Origin of the sequence: Brevibacillus laterosporus (genome assembly GCF_030489605.1) — a bacterium.
In the GTDB taxonomy this organism is placed as follows: Bacteria; Bacillota; Bacilli; order Brevibacillales; family Brevibacillaceae; genus Brevibacillus_B; species Brevibacillus_B laterosporus_E.
Genome location: NZ_JAUKFY010000040.1, coordinates 1 through 17,214, shown reverse-complemented (window position 1 = coordinate 17,214; position 17,214 = coordinate 1). Strand labels below are relative to the sequence as shown.

8 protein-coding genes and 2 pseudogenes are annotated in these 17,214 nt (G+C 38.7%); 4 read left to right on the top strand and 6 right to left on the bottom strand.

Features of this window, described 5'->3' with window-relative positions; translation table 11 throughout:
* Positions 1-158 precede the first annotated feature (158 nt).
* Complete coding sequence (locus QZ995_RS23060; RefSeq protein ID WP_301812233.1) at positions 159-380, top strand: helix-turn-helix domain-containing protein; 222 nt, start codon at positions 159-161, stop codon at positions 378-380.
* A gap of 305 nt (positions 381-685) precedes the next feature.
* On the opposite strand, the gene QZ995_RS23055 is transcribed toward QZ995_RS23060, so the two are convergent.
* Entirely contained in the window at positions 686-1,117 is a 432-nt protein-coding gene (locus QZ995_RS23055) for a hypothetical protein (RefSeq protein ID WP_301812232.1), read from the bottom strand.
* 125 nt (positions 1,118-1,242) lie between these two features.
* On the opposite strand from QZ995_RS23055, the pseudogene QZ995_RS23050 reads away from it, so the two are divergent.
* Positions 1,243-1,629, top strand: a pseudogene (locus QZ995_RS23050) (recombinase family protein); the annotation flags it as partial.
* Here QZ995_RS23050 and QZ995_RS23045 read toward each other — a convergent pair.
* From QZ995_RS23045 to QZ995_RS23025, 5 genes are all read right to left on the bottom strand, one after another.
* Positions 1,630-2,910 carry an MFS transporter gene (locus QZ995_RS23045; protein WP_301812230.1) on the bottom strand — a complete coding sequence of 427 codons (1,281 nt, stop codon included), beginning with the start codon at positions 2,908-2,910 and terminating at the stop codon, positions 1,630-1,632. It lies immediately after the preceding pseudogene.
* Positions 2,911-4,388: 1,478 nt separating this feature from the next.
* Positions 4,389-5,684: an MFS transporter gene (locus tag QZ995_RS23040; protein ID WP_301812228.1), complete on the bottom strand. Its 1,296-nt coding sequence runs from the start codon at positions 5,682-5,684 to the stop codon at positions 4,389-4,391.
* Between the two features lie 181 nt (positions 5,685-5,865).
* Positions 5,866-11,652, bottom strand: coding sequence for a non-ribosomal peptide synthetase (locus QZ995_RS23035; protein WP_301812226.1), 5,787 nt, complete (start codon positions 11,650-11,652; stop codon positions 5,866-5,868).
* 27 nt (positions 11,653-11,679) lie between these two features.
* On the bottom strand, positions 11,680-13,056 hold the full coding sequence (locus tag QZ995_RS23030) for a tryptophanase (RefSeq protein WP_301812224.1): 1,377 nt from the start codon (positions 13,054-13,056) through the stop codon (positions 11,680-11,682).
* Between the two features lie 446 nt (positions 13,057-13,502).
* Positions 13,503-14,471: an MBL fold metallo-hydrolase gene (locus QZ995_RS23025; RefSeq protein WP_301812222.1), complete on the bottom strand. Its 969-nt coding sequence runs from the start codon at positions 14,469-14,471 to the stop codon at positions 13,503-13,505.
* 728 nt (positions 14,472-15,199) lie between these two features.
* Here QZ995_RS23025 and QZ995_RS23020 point away from each other — a divergent pair.
* Positions 15,200-15,709, top strand: a complete 510-nt coding sequence (locus tag QZ995_RS23020) for a hypothetical protein (protein ID WP_301812220.1) — start codon at positions 15,200-15,202, stop codon at positions 15,707-15,709.
* Positions 15,710-16,522: 813 nt separating this feature from the next.
* Positions 16,523-17,214: pseudogene (locus QZ995_RS23015) on the top strand (IS4 family transposase); the annotation flags it as partial.

The following is a 17,214-nucleotide window of genomic DNA, read 5'->3' as shown; positions in this document are numbered from 1 at the left end:
AAAAAAATCCAGTTGAACGGACTTTTACTTAATCTTAGGTTGATGGGCATGTGGCGGGACCCCTTTTAGAACATGTAAGCTATAAGCTTCAAACTTGTACAACGGCTTCTCGTGTAAATTTATTAGCATCTGTGGAAAACAAGTTTGCGAGCTATCTTATGTCCACGATATCACCTGCCCCCGATAACATCTTTGGAACGGAGCTAAAGACTTCCAATATAAAAGAGGTTGCAGATTTACTTGGCACGACATATCGACATCTAAATCGAGTTATTCATTCGCTATCCGAAAAGAAAATTATTAAAAGAGATAAAAGCTCTATTCGTATATTGAATTGGAGCTGTTTGGAGGAAATATCCAATGGAATACGATATAAGTAAAAATGGATAACCCTGATTTCTTGAGGGTTATCCTTAAAATTCGTTAATTCTCCATTTCTGATATGGTGACCCCTAATTGATGTGATTTTTATGAATTTATCGTACCGAAAATGAACGTTTTTGGTCCTATGTAACTTGTAATTAAAAATGATTCAAAACGCGATGCTATTCAGTTCCAAAACTCATTTCCTAAAACAAAGTTTATTTATTGTCAGAACTTGACCATTTACGGTACTATTTTGGTATCATTTATTCGATCAAAATAATATATTTGGGTATAAAATATGTTGTTAAGGTACCAAATGTTAATCCAGTAACTCTTTTAATGTAGCAAGCTGATATTCCATTATGAAAATCTCTTTTTTAATCTGTTCATTAGTCCACTTCCTTGCTATTACCCGTTTCATGTAGTGCTGGCGATAATATTCTCTTTGACAACTATAACACACACGTTTTTGTCGCACCTTGCCTTGATGGACCTCGACTTCAAAACAAGATACATGGACATCTTCACCACAGTGAGTACAACGTTTCGTCGTGTGATACTGATTATATCGCCTAATTCCGTACTTTTTGAACAGGTACTTTACTCGTCGTAAATTGATGTCCATTGCTTGTGAGATCATCACTTGAGTAGCGCTTTTCCATTTTGCTACTGTGCGAATGATCTCTTCCTCATTTTTTCCCTCAGTTGTTAGCTGCTTAACATACTTGAAAAGTTGCTCTTGTACATCCATGGCATAAACTCCTGTTCCCTTGTTCTTTTCGATACCGAAAGTACAATTCATATTTGATTAGTTTTTCCATGAGTACGGCAGCCTAAACTCTTTTTGAGAACACCATTTTTTTGGAAGGAATACAAGTGATTTTCGGATATGCTCGTGTTAGTACAGAAGACCAGAATTTAGATATGCAGATAGATGCTCTCAATAAATACGGAGTAGAAAGAGTGTTTCAAGAAAAAATGACTGGAACAAAAAAAGATCGGCCCCAACTCGATGAATTACTCAAGCTGTTACGTAATGCAGACAAGGTTGTCGTTTATAAGTTGGATCGGATTTAACGGTCTACAAAGCACCTCATTGAGTTAAGTGAACAGTTTAACGATATTGAAGTTGATTTCGTTTCTATTAACGATAGTATTGATACATCAACGGCGATGGGAAAGTTCTTCTTTCGGACGATGGCTAGTATTGCTGAATTAGAACGAGATATTATTAGCGAACGTACTAAATCAGGATTACAAGCCTTAGCTCTTTATAGACACATCTTTTTCCAATGTTAATTCATGAAATGATTTCACACGTAGCTGTAAAAATGGGGTGAACAATAATGTACAAGCGGAAGCTAACAATCCAATGCCACCCGCAAATAAAGCGAACCGTAAACCCATTGCCCCCCCTATCATCCCTCCAATTAACGAACCCAGAGGTAAAGAACCCCACGAGATAAATCGAAATGTAGCATTCACGCGACCTTGCAGAGCATCAGGTACAATTACTTGACGTAAACTAATGGTACTAATGCTAAACATTGAGACACCCATTCCGAAAAGAAGTTGTCCGAGCATCATAATGAAGGCAATACTTAATTCTGATCCTACTGCTAATGGAGCAAGCAAACCGCCACTTGCTGCGATCGTAGCGGAACCCACAATTGTTGGACCTACTCCAAAACGACGTACAGCTCTTTGGGCAAGCAGAGAGCCAAATAGGTACCCTACTCCTAGCGTTCCATAAATGATGCCAAGAATGCTCGCACTGATTTTGAGTTCTTGCGATGCATATAGAACATAAACACTAAAAATAACATTCCAGGAAAGGTTAAAGACTGTTGAGCAGCGCACCACTCCCCACAGCAACGGTTTTGTGTAAACCGTATGCAGCCCTTCTTTAATTTCCAGCCACATGTTTTTTTGTTTTTTCGCATCTGTCACGACTGTCTCCAACTTGCGTATCCGGGCTATGTACACAGCGGATACAAAAAAGGATACCGACGTGAACAATATTGCAAAAGGAGCGGTGATTAACTGTTCCAATCCACCTGATAAACCCGGCCCAGCAATTTGTGCGGTAGATTTACTTGTCTCTAGTTTGCTATTCCCATCAACAAGCTGCTCCTTGCTCACAATGGAAGGCAAAAAGGATGTATAGGCAACATCAAAAAAGACAGTACAGATACCCACTATGAAGGCTACCAAATATAGAACTATCATATTCAGGAATCCAGTTAAGGCTGTCAGCGGCACAATGAGCAGTAATACACCCCTGAAAAAGTTAGCGGCGACAAGAATTTGTCGCCGGGGAAATCTGTCTATCCATACACCAGCGAGCAAACCGAAAATGATAAATGGAGCATACTCGGCAAAACCAAGTAACCCCATTTGCATGGGACTGGCCCCTAAATAGAGAGCTGCCACTAATGGCATTCCTAATAATGCAACCTGAGTCCCAAACTGTGATGCAGTTTGCCCAATCCAGAGCCTGCGAAAATCTGTGTTAGTTAACAATCCTTCTGCCTTGTTACTCATGCTCGTTCCCCCATTCTTCGTCACAACTAATTGCCATTCAAATTTGCATTTTTAGTATAGGGGAATTTACGTTTCAAGATCATGCGCTTTCATTATCGCAAATGTTGGATGATTCATTTTGTTATGAAGGCCTATGTCTGCTTTTTTCGTTTATAATGCCATACAATTACTCCTCAGTTCCGCCAGTATCATTAAAATATTTGAACTTCACTTAATTTACCCTTTTTATTAAACCTATATCAATTGCCCGCAAATTCATCCATTATCCTGCCCGTTAGCTTAATGAAGCATCGTTTTTGAGTCTAACACTTCATTTTTCGAGTCTAAAACTTTATTTTCAGTGAACACCAGCTTCAGTCTATAATTGGTCAATGCCTTCTATGTAAATGAGAAGTGAGGAAAGTGAATATTAATTTTGTACTCGGTATTGAAAAGAAATTGTGCAGCTGATTAATTTCTGGATATTATTGTTCAAAAAGGCGAACAGTTTCTATCTGATTTATTGGCCATCATATCAAAAAGCAAGTTACATAGAATGTGGACTAGATCATATTCTTAAAAAATACTGATCGCCAAATAGCAACAAACGTTCAAGGGCTTCGGAGACATACATAATGCTTATATCGCTCAATTTACTAGACCTGATAAGACGGTTTCTGCGTTAGTACGTCAGATGAGTTAGCAGAATGATACAGCTCTTTCATTTCATAGCATTCCCACAGGCTGGGAGTCCTTTCGAGAAGCGATTCCCCGTTTTCCTTGGGTAATGCTTCCCGATAATTTTTGCCTTCGCCCCATTTTGGATATCCAAGGTACCATATAGGGTACCCCTCAAAACAAACTCCCCACTACACGTACTGTACCTGTATGTTTCCCATCTAAAATATAATTTTCGGGGATACATATTGTCCATCAACAAAATCGTCTAGATATTCCCTCAATTGTCTCCCTCCTTCAAATAGGCTTAATGACAGGGTAGCTGCTCTAGACCGCAAAGTAAAATTGTATCCGTTAATAAACGAAGGGATTGTGTAGTTGGGGTCACCGTACCGAAAAAAGAAAATTGTACGCTAAGCATTTCAATGAATACCAAAACCTCGATTTCCTGTACGCTAACGAAAATCGAGGTTTTGAAGTTTACTCAGGCTTTGTCATTTGATTCCTTTGTAGCTGATGCAGCAATGTTTGAGCGACAGGGTTCCTGCTCCTAAATCGCAAAGTATCAATAAATCATATTGTTTGATGTGTTCATTTTGAGTCTACTTTAAATGAATACATCTTTCAGACAGAAAATTACTTATTACTACCTCCCACTGGATACGAAAGGTATCCACTGCGCTTAGTGACAAGATAGAAACACACTTTTAGGGGCAAGCGCGCAAAAGGTAAATATTTACAACTAATGTTCACAATACATCTATTTCATTATAGAAAATCAAATTCTGCTTATCTATATTATAATTATTTAAAATATTTTTTTACATGAGATTTTTAGATTCTTCCACTTTGCGATTGTTATGGTACCATACTCCAACAGGGATCAGTAATAGTGAAAGGCCCCCCCCTGCAAATGCGAGTGTTGCATAACTCATGTTTGTTACAATCATACCAGACAATGCTCCACCCGCTGCACCCACTAATGCAATTAAGACATCAATCGTTCCTTGTGTCTTTGCACGAGTAGCAGGGTCAGTTGAATCCACAATAAGCGCTGTACCACTAATTAAGCCAAAATTCCAACCAATTCCGAGTAACGCGAGAGCTATGATGAGTCCTAGTATGGAATCGGCTGGTACAATCGCAGATAAAATCCCGGCAGCAAGTAGAATGACACCTGCTACGAACGACATTGTAATGCGTCCAACCTTATCAACAAGGACACCGGTTACAAGAGATGTCAGGTACATCGCTCCGACATGAATACCGATGACTAAACCAACGGCACTCAAGCTATGACCATGATGCTTCATGTGTACTGGTGTCATCGTCATAATGGCGATCATAACGACTTGGGTTACTATCATTACGATTGTCCCAACAATGATCCCCCCGTTGTTTATTCCTAGAATATTCGAATGCATATCTGTGCCGGAGCTTGGATCATCTTTTTGATTTGCTTCAGCGATTGTTTTAGCTACAACGAACGGGTCCGGGCGCAAAAAAATAAAAAGGACCAGACTAGCTAAGATGTATGCTACAGCAGCGAGAATAAAAGCACCTGCTAAATACGGGACACCGATTGACGTAGCAAATTTGCCCATGAAATCAACCAAGTTTGGACCTATAAATGCACCAAAAGTAGTTGACACCATCACAATGCCGATTGCTTTTGCCCGCTGTGTAGGCATTGCTAAGTCTGTACCTGCATAACGTGCTTGTAAGTTTGCAGCAGTGCCAGCACCATAGATAAATAAAGAAACAAAAAGAAGCAATATATTGTGACTTACTGCTGCAATGACTACCCCTATCGCGCCAATGCCTCCTGCCATGAATCCCGTTGCAAGTCCTGTACGACGTCCAAAACGTTGGGAGAGTCGTCCGACAATAAAAGCGGCCAAGGCAGATCCAACAGTGAACAATGCGGCAGGAATACCAGTAAGATTGTCCGTTCCCAACATATCCTGAGCGAGGAGTGCTCCTACGGTTACTCCGGCTACGAGTCCTGCACCACCAAAAATTTGTGAAATGGCAACGATGAGCAACGTCCGTTTGTAGACCTGTTTCTGCATTTCCGGTCTTGCAAGTATACCTGGTTCATCGCCTTTTTGTAACATTACTCATACCCCTTTTAGCGAAGTGAATTTTCAAATGTATGGTTAATAATTAGAAAACTTGGATTCGTCAAGCTTTTAGCGAAGCCTTAGCTGCACTTATGTAGATAGGAAGGAGGTTAGCTCTTCGCCTTCCTCCATCCCCATCAAATCCATTTTGGAATAACAGTTCTTCCTCTTAACTTTATGGATGGGAAACCGCTTTCGCCAACTGCTTTGTAAATAGTTCAACGTGCTGGCTAACCACTTCCGCAAAGACCCCTACATTTGGCTCCTTGAAAATAGTAAAGTGATCCCCTGGAACAACAAAGTAATCAATAGGTGTTTGACAATAATTTTCCCATAGATGCTTGTTTTCAATATCGTACTCACTTCCACCATAGTAAGAAACTCTAGTTTTTATACTACTTGAGGGGATATACCTATCACGCAGAGAGCATAAAGCCCTTACACTGTTGACAGCTTTCAAATACGTTTTCAAATCATTCTTTTTGCTCTCTGGCACATCTTCGTTAATATAAGCAATTATTTGGTCAAGACTGATCTTGTTTTCCAAACAATCCATTGCCCTCTTCCACATTTCTTCTATTCCTTTGCCATCCAGTTCTATATCAGTCTCTGGCAATAAAGATAAAAGAGACAGGATACTTTTCTTTTCTTCTTCAAGCAAGATATTTTCATCCATCTCATAGACAAGCGCTTTATCAGGCGGCGCAGCACTTACTAAAGCGAGGTATATTTCCTTTTCGCCCATCTCTTCCAACTGTCTAACAATCTCAAAAGCAATGGTTCCCCCGATGCAGGTACCCATAATATAGTACGGGCCTTCCGACTGAGTATCTTTGATTATTTTCACGTATCTCTTGGCGAATTCTTTTAGATGGAATACTTTCTGTCCGATTCTTTCATCCTTCTCTATTTCAATTCCCAAGCAGTTGAAGTCGGAAATCCCATGTCTGCACATTTCAGCGTAGGTATCAACCATTCCATTCCCGCCATGGATAAAGAAAATAACGTTATTACTTGACCCTTTTTTTAGTAACACCAGGTCGTCGTCCCTACACACCTGATCCTTATTTGCTATCAATTCCGCCAGTTGTTTTACTGTATTATTTGTGTAAATATCAATAAATGAAATATTTGCATCCAACTCTTTGTTGATCTTATACACCAACGATGTTGCTTTGAGGGAATGACCCCCTATTTCAAAGAAATCATCAAGGACACCTACTTGATTACTTCCCAACACTTCTTCCCATATTTTTGTCAGCTTCTCTTCCAATGGATTGCCAGGTGGAACATAGGCCCCTCCAACGGATGTCGTTTCATTCGGCTCAGGCAATGCTTTGCGATCCAGCTTCCCATTTGAGGTCATTGGCCAACTCTCCAATTGAATGAAAATAGCTGGAACCATATACGACGGCAACTCTTTGGATACATGCTCTCTTAATTGGAAAAAGGTAATTTGTTCACTCGCACTGAAATAAGCACATAGATATTTCTCACCTGCACCATCCTCTTTTGCCATAACAGCCGCTTCTTTTATAGAAGGGTGCTTCAACAGTCGACTTTCGATTTCACCCAGTTCAATCCGGTATCCCCGTATTTTTACCTGGTGATCAATACGACCTAAATATTCCATCTCCCCGTTGGAATTAAAACGAGCCAAGTCACCGGATTTATACAGTCGTTCCTGTGGGTTGTAAGGATTCTGAATAAAACGTTCTTTGGTCAGTTCTTCAAGCCCATGGTACCCTCTGGCTACCCCATCTCCACCTACATAGATCTCACCGACTACTCCCACTGGTACCAGTTTTTTATACTGATCAAACAAGAAACAGGTTAACGTAGGAAGAGGCTTACCCACATTGCTGACATTTGTTTCAATTTCACGGGAAGTGATCTCCTTGAAAGTGGTGTGAACCGTCGTTTCCGTAATCCCGTACATGTTGATACAACGACAATTAGGGTATTTCTCTTTCCACTCTTTCAGCTTTTTAGGGCTTAGTGCTTCCCCTGCAAAAATCACATACCGAACGGTTAAATCCTTTGTCTGACTAGATAGCTCCTCTTTTAACAAGGCATAAAATGCTGTCGGAGTTTGATTCAAAACCGTTATTTTTTCTTTTCTAAGCAGTTCAGCAAAAGCAGCCGTGTTTTGGGCTACGATTCGCGGAACGACGACCAATTTCCCGCCATAAAACAGGGAACCGTACATTTCCCATACGGAGACATCAAAACAAAAGGAATGGAACATCGGCCAAACATCATTCTCTGTAAAATCATCATAAGGAAACTTGCTGTTGATTAACAATCGAACAACATTACGGTGTTCAATCAATACTCCCTTTGGCTTACCTGTAGATCCAGAAGTGTAAATCATATAGGCAAGGTCATTAGGTGTGTTTACGCACTCCAGATCGGAAACATCGTGGTGATACGATTCACTATCATTCACATTAATGATTTCGCCGTCAAACTTGATTTTGTTTATAAGCTGTTCTTGTGTTAAAAGATATTTAGCCTCACTATTTTGAAGCGTGTAGTCGATTCGCTCCTGAGGATATTCAGGATCAATAGGTAAGTAGGCTCCACCTGATTTGAGAATAGCTACAATCCCGACAATCATTTCAAGTGAACGCTCCATCATAATGGCGACAAAGCTGTCTGGAGTGACATCCTTCTTACGTAAAGTCCGCGCCAGACTATTTGCCTTTTCATTCAACTCTCTGTATGTGAGCTGACTCTCTTCAAAGGCAACTGCTATACGATCAGGAGTTTTTCTCACCTGTTCTTCAATAATCTGATGAATGGTTTTATCTGTGGGATAACTCGCTTGAGCTTGATTCCATTGCTCAATCATCATTTGATCCTTCTCTTCTTCTGTTAGCAGTTGAATATCTGCCAATTTCTGATCAGGATTCTTGACGATCTCCATTAAAATATTCACGTAATGCTGCGCTAAACGATTAATTGTCTCTTCTTTGAACAGGTTTGTATTGTATTCGATATACCATGTGATGCTATCCTGAACATCCGTGATATAAAAGGTCATATCGAATTTCGAAGCATGGGTATCCAGATCCCTTACACAGTAGTCAGTTCCGTCTATTTTCAGGACTAATTTATCCATATTCCGGAAAGAGAAGACTGTATCAAACAACGGATTTCTGCTAATATCCCTTTTTACTCCCAACCGCTCGATCAGAGTATCCAATTGATAGCTTTGATTTTCCAGGGCAAGCAGTGTATTGGTTTTCACTTCATGTAAAAATTCTTCGAACGTCTTTGTACCTTCTGGAAAATTCCTTATGGGAAGAGTATTGACGAACATACCGATGATTCCATTCGCGTCATCGTGCGTTCTCCCCGCTGTTGGAGAACCTACGATAATATCCTCTTGCCCAGTATATTTATAGAGCAGTATGTAATAAGCTGCCAATAACACCATATACAACGTATTTCCTTCACCAGAGAGCTGTTTACATTTGTCTGCAAGTTGCTTTTCAATAGTAAATGCCAATCTATTTCCCACAAAACTAAGCTGTTTGGGTCTTTGATAATCCGTAGGAAAATTAAGCACAGGACAATTTCCTTCAAATGTCTTGAGCCAATACTTTTCCTGCTCCTTCATGATTTCACCATACAACAGGTTGTTTTGCCAGCCTGTATAATCTTTATAGTGGATAGGTAGTGGATGTAATTGCTCTCCATTAAGCAACTGGCTACATTCATCCATGAATATTTTCATAGAAACTCCATCGGTAACAATATGATGTGTATCCATGATCAGCTTAAACTTATTCACACCATTCTTCACAAGGCACGCTCTAAAGAGAGGCGCGCTACCCAGATCAAACGGCCTTACGAAATTATTCGCAATTTCTTCCACATCCTCTTCTGGAGCTTCTATGTACTCCAGTTTAAAATCCACTTTTGTATGGATGGTCTGAACAATCTCCCCTTGAACAACCCCAAAGGAGGTTCTTAATGACTCATGCCTTTGTACTAATTCATACAGTGTTTCTTCAAGCTTGCTTACAGATAGATCGTGAACAAAATCAATGGAGATCGGATTATTATAGCTGTTGCCGATGCCTTCCAGCTGGTTTACAACGAACAAGCGTTTTTGGGCAGGAGAACTGGGGTAGTAGTCCATTTCAGCTACCTTTTCAATATTCGCATAGCTTACTTTTTGAGCGAGACGTAAGTAATGAGCCTGTTCCTCTACCGTAGCATGCTGAAATACCTCACGAAGAGGAAATTCCACTTGAAATGCTTTCTGAATCTTGGTAATCAAGACAGCCGCTTTCAGTGAATGTCCTCCTAAATGAAAGAAATTGTCCTTCATCCCAACCTTGCCAAGATCCAAAACATTCTTCCAAATTTCAATTAATTTTTCTTCTGTCTCTCCTGTTGGAGCCACATAATCTGTTGAAATTCGATTGATCTTCGGATCTGGCAAGGCGCATTTATCTACTTTTCCGTTTAAAGTAAATGGAAATCTCTCCATAGCTACAAAAAAGGAGGGAACCATATATTCCGGCATTCTTTTCGTGAGATATTCACGCAATTGATCTGGACATACGTTTGAGTTGGTAACTAGATAGGCACACAGATGCTTGGATCCATCCTTGTCTTCCCAAATCGTGGCGACCGCTTCATGAATGGAATCATATTGTAAAAGATGGGCCTCGATCTCATTTAGCTCAATGCGATACCCTCTTACTTTCACCTGATTGTCTACACGACCCAAATAAGCCAAACTTCCATCGGGAAGCCACTTTGCCAGATCACCTGTTTTGTACATCTTGTTGCCTGGCTCAAAAGGATGATCAATAAACTTTTCCGCTGTTAATTCAGGAGCGTTTACATATCCGCGTGCCAATCCAGAGCCTGAAACACATAGCTCACCGGGAACACCAACAGGTAGAGCTTCATTCTTCTCATCAACGATATATACTTTATTGTTGGCAATCGGGGTCCCAATAGAGTTAATCCTTTCGACACTGACATCCCTGCAAAGGGTTGTTGTTACACTGTTTTCGGTAGGCCCATACTCATTGATGATTTCGACAGCCGGGTTCTTTTCTTTGCTTTTGACTACGTGACTTGGTCCCATCTTTTCCCCTGCCAACGTAATCATCCTCAATGACTGAGCGTCTTCATCAGTAAGGACTTCTAATACAAATGTGTATAGGGTGGGAACAATGAGCAGATAGCTAATTTGATGTTCAGCTATACAGTGTTTTATAGCAAGTGGATCTTTAGCTTCATACTCCTTTAGCAAAATGACTGTTGCTCCAGAGACCAATGGAGTAAAGAGGGAAACGACAAATCCATCGAACGAGAATGAAAATAATTGTATAACTTTATCATCCGTTCCCAGCTTGTATTCATCCCTTCTCCAATGAATGGTATTAGAGATGGCTTTATGTTCAATCATGACCCCTTTGGGCTTACCCGTTGTCCCCGAGGTATAAATGATGTAGGCAAGATCATTTGGCTTGTTCCTGTTGCTTACCAAAACCGAATGACCCTCATTTATCTGATTATCATTCAGACAAAAAATCTCTCCATCATAATCCAAACATTCAACAAGTTCATCTTTTTCAGTTAATAATAGAGTAACCTGGGAATCAAAGAGCATGTAATTTTTCCGATCAGTCGGGTACTCTGGATCAATCGGCAAATAAGCTCCGCCAGCCTTTAAGATCGCCAAGATACCAATGACCATCGTAATCGAACGCTCACTTAATATGCCTATGATCTGATTAGACTGTACCCCTTTTTCCACAAGGATTTTACTAAGGCTGTTTGATTTGTTGTTTAATTCACGGTATGTTATTTGCTCGTCGCCACAAATAACTGCAATTTGATCAGGAGTTTTCTCAGCTTGTTCTTCAAATAAATGATAGATTGTTTTGTTTTCAGGATAATATACAATTTTTTCAGACGAAATCTTTTCCATATCAAAACTCCTTTATTATAGATTTTTTCATTTAGATTCATTTACCTGATTTTTCTCAGTTGGAAATGATCGATAGTGAGCCACCATCTGCTCCAAAAGCCCTTTGGAACCCTCCACCACTTCATAATCAATTAATTTCTCCCGCTCATTCCAAACGGCAGTAACCGCGTACGCAATATAATCAATCTGGGATTCGTTGTACAACCGATGAGGTAACGCAAGTCGTAATATAGGAATCAATTCACCGTCAGGTTTTCTGAGAGTTGCAGAGCCAGAACGAATTCCTCCCTTTAAATACAGGGCATTCTGTAAAGATACCTGAGGACTCTTCATTTCAGAGAGATGTTGTACAAATGGCTGTACACGTATCCATACCCCATGGCACGAGGAGGGCTCTACGAGGGGAACACCGTTTTCTTTCAGTTGATCAAATAATCTTTTGGTTAATGAGAATCGAGAACCCATATGTTCTTCTAGGTAAACAGCCTCTTTGATCCCTTGGTAAATAGTCGCCAAGTCTGTTGCTGAAATATCTGTTCCGCTAACTAATGAATAATCACGCAATCTGGAATAAAGTCCGGCATCCCGAACACCTATATATCCACCATTTGAAGTTAGGAAATCTTTTTTGAGACTCTTTACACAACCATCCGATAGATTGCAGATTTGCTTAATAATCGAAGAAATAGATTCATTTTTAAAGCCATCTTCAAACTCCTGAATAAACTTTGCATTTTCAAGAATCCGTGTGGAATCCAGGATCAAAAGAATATTGTGAGAAGAAGTTAGCTTATATACCTTTTCAAGATTCTCCATGGAGATTGGGTATCCACCAATCGAATTGGAACAAAGCTCAATATTTACATATGCAATGTTATCTCCCTCCTCCGCAATCAAGGCAGATAACTTGGACAGATCAACATTCCCTTTGAAAACAACCGCTGAATCCAAATGAAATGCCTCTTCACAGACAACGCTAACAGGCTTACCGCCATTCATCTGTTGATGGTGTTGTGTAGTAGTATAGGTCATATTTCCAGGAATCACTTGCCCTGGTTTTACCATCAAACTGCTAAAAGCTTGTTCCGCAGAACGACCTTGCGGATATAAATCCACAAAGGGAAACCCAAATACCTCAATCAACAAGCGCTCTAGTTTTTTGGCTGTTTCGCTTATGCGAAAAGGCCCCTCATCTGCAACATATATCGAAGAAAACTGTTCTATACTTCTGGAACTATTGCCGCTGTCGGTTAAAAGATCAAAGGTGATTTCGTGAGGTCTCAAATTATTCAGATTGTTTCCTGCCAGTTCCAAGCAAGTGATTCGCTCTTGTTCCGAAAGAATCGGCAGCGTCTTTACCGTGTGATAGATATAAGGAAAAAACTCGGGTTTACTTTGTTTCATGATTGGGCTCCTTCTTTTTTATTAGGATACATAGGGCATTTTTCTGATCGGCGTGTTACAGTTTCTTCTCCCTTTACGAAATGGGGTGACTTATTCCAGTACTCAATCAAATGAGACCTTATCTGGAATATCGGTTATTCCTACCTCTACGTATGGAAATAACACCCCCAATTCTCGCGGACAAATGCTCTTCTCCTATCTATTTCTGTTGTAAAAACCATCCAATTCCGACCATTTGAATTTGGTATATTTTTACTATCGTTCCTACATTAACCTATTATACCTAAGGATTTTTAGAATACAACATCCATGAATTTAAATGTTTAAGACCATAACAAACGGTTATATTTCTCTATTACCTTTTTTATTGCCATAAAAAATACACCTCTGGAATTTTCATAGGATAACCAAGAGGTGCACTTCACTTTATTTCCTCGACTTAATGACTAAATATATATATCCGAACCTGTTCTAATGTACTCAATCTTATTACCCAAAATATTCTTTAAATTTCGGTATGCTTTCATTCCAGTACAATGCCCTGTATATACTTTCTCTATTTTTTCATCAATTATCATTTTAGCGATTACCTCAATCTCTTTTTGCGAGGCGCTCAATGAGCTCATAATTGGTATGGTGATCAGATGAAATCCACCTATCACTGCTTTGATATTGTTACTGGGAAAAGCGGCTCTGGCGGCTCGTATCATATTAGGCGCACCCTTGTGAGAACAACCTGTAAACAAGCTTATTCCTTGATCCCCTTTTATAATCATCATTAGCTCATGCTCAAAATTATCTTTCATTAGCTTATTGTCTTGTTTAACAAATAAGTATTTATTACCCTTAGGAGTACTATAATACTCGTCTATGTCTGTGATAATATAAATATCGTTCATTATTTCCGTGAAGCTATCAATATAAATGATTCTGTTAGAATATTCCTCAAATACATTGTTATCAATACTGATTCTTTTACGAAAAAACATGTAATGAAAATAATAATCTCCAAGAGCTTTTCTTTTCATATATACTTTTGCTTTATTATTTACCTGAAAAAAAGGCAATAGGCCCCCAACATGGTCATGATGACCATGAGAAAGTACTACCGCATCAACATCCTCTAAACGTATTCCTTTTTTCTTTGCATTAGAAATAAAATTTCCTGTTTTCCCTGTATCGAATAGGATACGTTTGGTATCTTTCTCTATGTAAAGAGATAAACCAGACTCATTCAACAAGTCTTTTGACTCATCCTTTACATTTTCTATTAGAACAGTTATTTTCATGATTTTCTCCATTATTGTTGATTTGATTGCTTCTTCTTGATTATGACATTTTGGTACAACGAAGGCTCCCACATCATAGATGAGTTCTTCACGCTGGCAACCAAGTCGATGCTTAGGTTTACCCAAACCACCTCCTCTAAAATTTGTACTGTTCAGTATACTAACACTTTTCATTATATCCGTTGACTTCCATTTTTTTCAATATACTCATCTTACTCGCCCTTCGCATAAAAATATTTTAAAAAACGAGAAAATTTCAAGACTAGAACATTAAGCTTCGATGTCATGCTAAATAAATGTCCATCCCTGTGATCTCCCACAAAAATGCTTGTAGGCATTGGGACATCTATCGCTAGTAGAAGGTCAGGAACATATCCAGAAGGGGTAGTGACAGGGTAGCTGCTCTAGTCCGAAAGGTTTTTACCAAAAAAAGTTAATCAGTTATATGGTTAACCATTTGGGAGTCACTCCGAATATAAAAAACCCCTACTTAACCAGCAGGGGTTTTGTGTAGGAATGGACATCCTACATGGCTGAAAGTTTATAAGATATTTCTACAACTAACCAATTTATTCCTGTTTTTGGATATAAAAATTTTTGGTTTTAATAGACCGCCGATCGATAGAACAATAAAACTTCAGAGGAGAGCAGCCCACAAGGCTTTATGCCACCTTTGTCGTCTGGCGGACTTAGTTACTCTTAAATTACTTATAACAGACAAAAAATATACAAATTCTATATTTATATACCAATAATTTACTGTAAATCATTTACATCCACATCATTCGAATGTATATTATGTGTAAATGTGTGGGTTTTTAGGTTAATTATGTAAAATTTGGAGGTTGATTATTTTGGTAAATTTCAAAAGATTATCAATCCTAATTTGTTTCTGTCTTATTTTTACAGTCGTTGCTCCAATGAATACACAAATAGTACTTGCCGAAACTAAAAGTACTACAACATCATGGAAATCTTCTTGCGATAAAAATAAATGGCCCTATAAAAATAAACCACTTTCAGATTACAATCCTTGCCTAGTCTATACGACCACCACTTTTTTCTCAGCAGATGAGTTATCTAAAATATCTGCTGATCTCGGTATCGCTGGTGCGATAACTGCATTAGGTGTAGCAGCATGGGAGAAAATCGCAAAAGTTACATTAACTAAAACAGGATATGGGTTACTAGCTACTGGAGCAATCTCAGCTGGTGCAGAACTCATGGCAAGACATGTGAAAAGCAAAAATCTAAAAGGTTGGAACATTGTACACAAATACAATTATGAAGTGCAGTATGGTAAGCCTGGTGGTGATTTGTTTCCTGTAAAAAAATGGATTTCTATAGAATGGATTCCAGTTTAAATTATTAATTTTGCTATACAAGTTTTTCTTCTTACTTCCCTAATACCCACTCAGATAAAAAGGAGCTCCTGATTATAGGGGCTCCTTTTTATCTGAGAATATCTACTACAACAAAAATATTTATAGCTATGTATAACACTACAATTAAAATAGACAATACCTTATTTGGACTTTTAAAATTTTTGAAAATAGTTTTATCGAGGAGTCGGGATAAAAACAAAAAAGAAACTGCGAAAATTATGAAATTAAATTTAGTAAACAAACTGAAAGCAAAGAGTAATAATGTTATGATAGTTAGCGTTAATAAAGACCACATATATCAATCACTTCCTTAAATTGATAGATAGTTTGGCTCTTTTCTTTTAATTACTTGATCTCACTTATGGATTCTTTAACTTTATTAAGGGACCTAGCATTTAGCAATGTTAACTTAGTTTAACAAGCTACTTGGGGAATCAACTAGACATGTTTTTCGATTAGCTAAGTAAAAGCGATATAAGTAGTCAATATCATGTGATTCTGTTGGTACGTTTATTGACCCCTTTTCTTTTATAAGTGCATTTTTAACATGGCGTGTTGTTTTTCATATGTCCATCTCAACTGCCTCATTTACACATAATACCACATTTTATGAGCATTTTGGCAGTGTGTTATGTACTTCGTAATTTATGGTGTGACATCTCCCCATTTATAGCAGAAAAAGAACGAATAGGGGTAGTACCACATCGCCATCAACTTAAAATAATTTAGTACCCCCAAAACGAAAAATACGCTATTCTTTCCGTAGATTCCTAGGAGAGGATGGCGTTTTTTATGGAAATCTTAGACGAGCTACAGCTTTTTTCTCAAGAGCTCCAACGTTGCTTAGTGCCTGAAGCTCTTGAAGAGCTTGCTAGAGAAGCTGGTTTTATCAAAAGAAAAAGTAAGTATCAGTCTCAGGAGTTAGTTGCACTTTGTGTATGGTTAAGTCAAAAAGTTGCGAGTCTTTAATGAAATTATGTAGTCGTTTAGAGGCATACACTGGGATATTAATGAGTCCGGAAGGACTAAAGAAGCGATTTAATAGGCCAAGCCGTACAATTTCTTCAACGACTATTTTCACACCTTCTTATTCAAAAGCTATACGCTGCCGATACATTACCTCATGGTTACGTAACTTTGTTTCATAGAATCCGCATACTAGATTCCACTACTTTTCAGCTTCCGGATATCTTTGCTTCTGCTTATAAAGGATTTGGGGGAAGTAGCCATACAGCCAGTGTTAAAATTCAGTTAAAATATGACCTTCTTAGTGGACAATTCCTACACGTTGAGGCGGGACTAGGAAAACAAAACGACCGAACCTACGGTTCTATTTGTCTAGAGACTGTTCAGAAAAATAACTTATGTATTCGTAACTTAGGCTACTTCGATTTACAGGATTTCGAACATATGGATATGAGAGGAGCTTATTATATTTCTCGTTTAAAGCTAAATAATCGTGTATACCAAAAAAATCCTCACCC

What these genes read in the sequence shown, in the direction of transcription:
- QZ995_RS23060 (WP_301812233.1), top strand. Translation starts at nt 159, where the DNA reads ATGTCCACGATATCACCTGCCCCCGATAACATCTTTGGAACGGAGCTA.
- QZ995_RS23055 (WP_301812232.1), bottom strand. Translation starts at nt 1,117, where the DNA reads ATGGATGTACAAGAGCAACTTTTCAAGTATGTTAAGCAGCTAACAACT.
- QZ995_RS23045 (WP_301812230.1), bottom strand. Translation starts at nt 2,910, where the DNA reads ATGAGTAACAAGGCAGAAGGATTGTTAACTAACACAGATTTTCGCAGG.
- QZ995_RS23040 (WP_301812228.1), bottom strand. Translation starts at nt 5,684, where the DNA reads ATGTTACAAAAAGGCGATGAACCAGGTATACTTGCAAGACCGGAAATG.
- QZ995_RS23035 (WP_301812226.1), bottom strand. Translation starts at nt 11,652, where the DNA reads ATGGAAAAGATTTCGTCTGAAAAAATTGTATATTATCCTGAAAACAAA.
- QZ995_RS23030 (WP_301812224.1), bottom strand. Translation starts at nt 13,056, where the DNA reads ATGAAACAAAGTAAACCCGAGTTTTTTCCTTATATCTATCACACGGTA.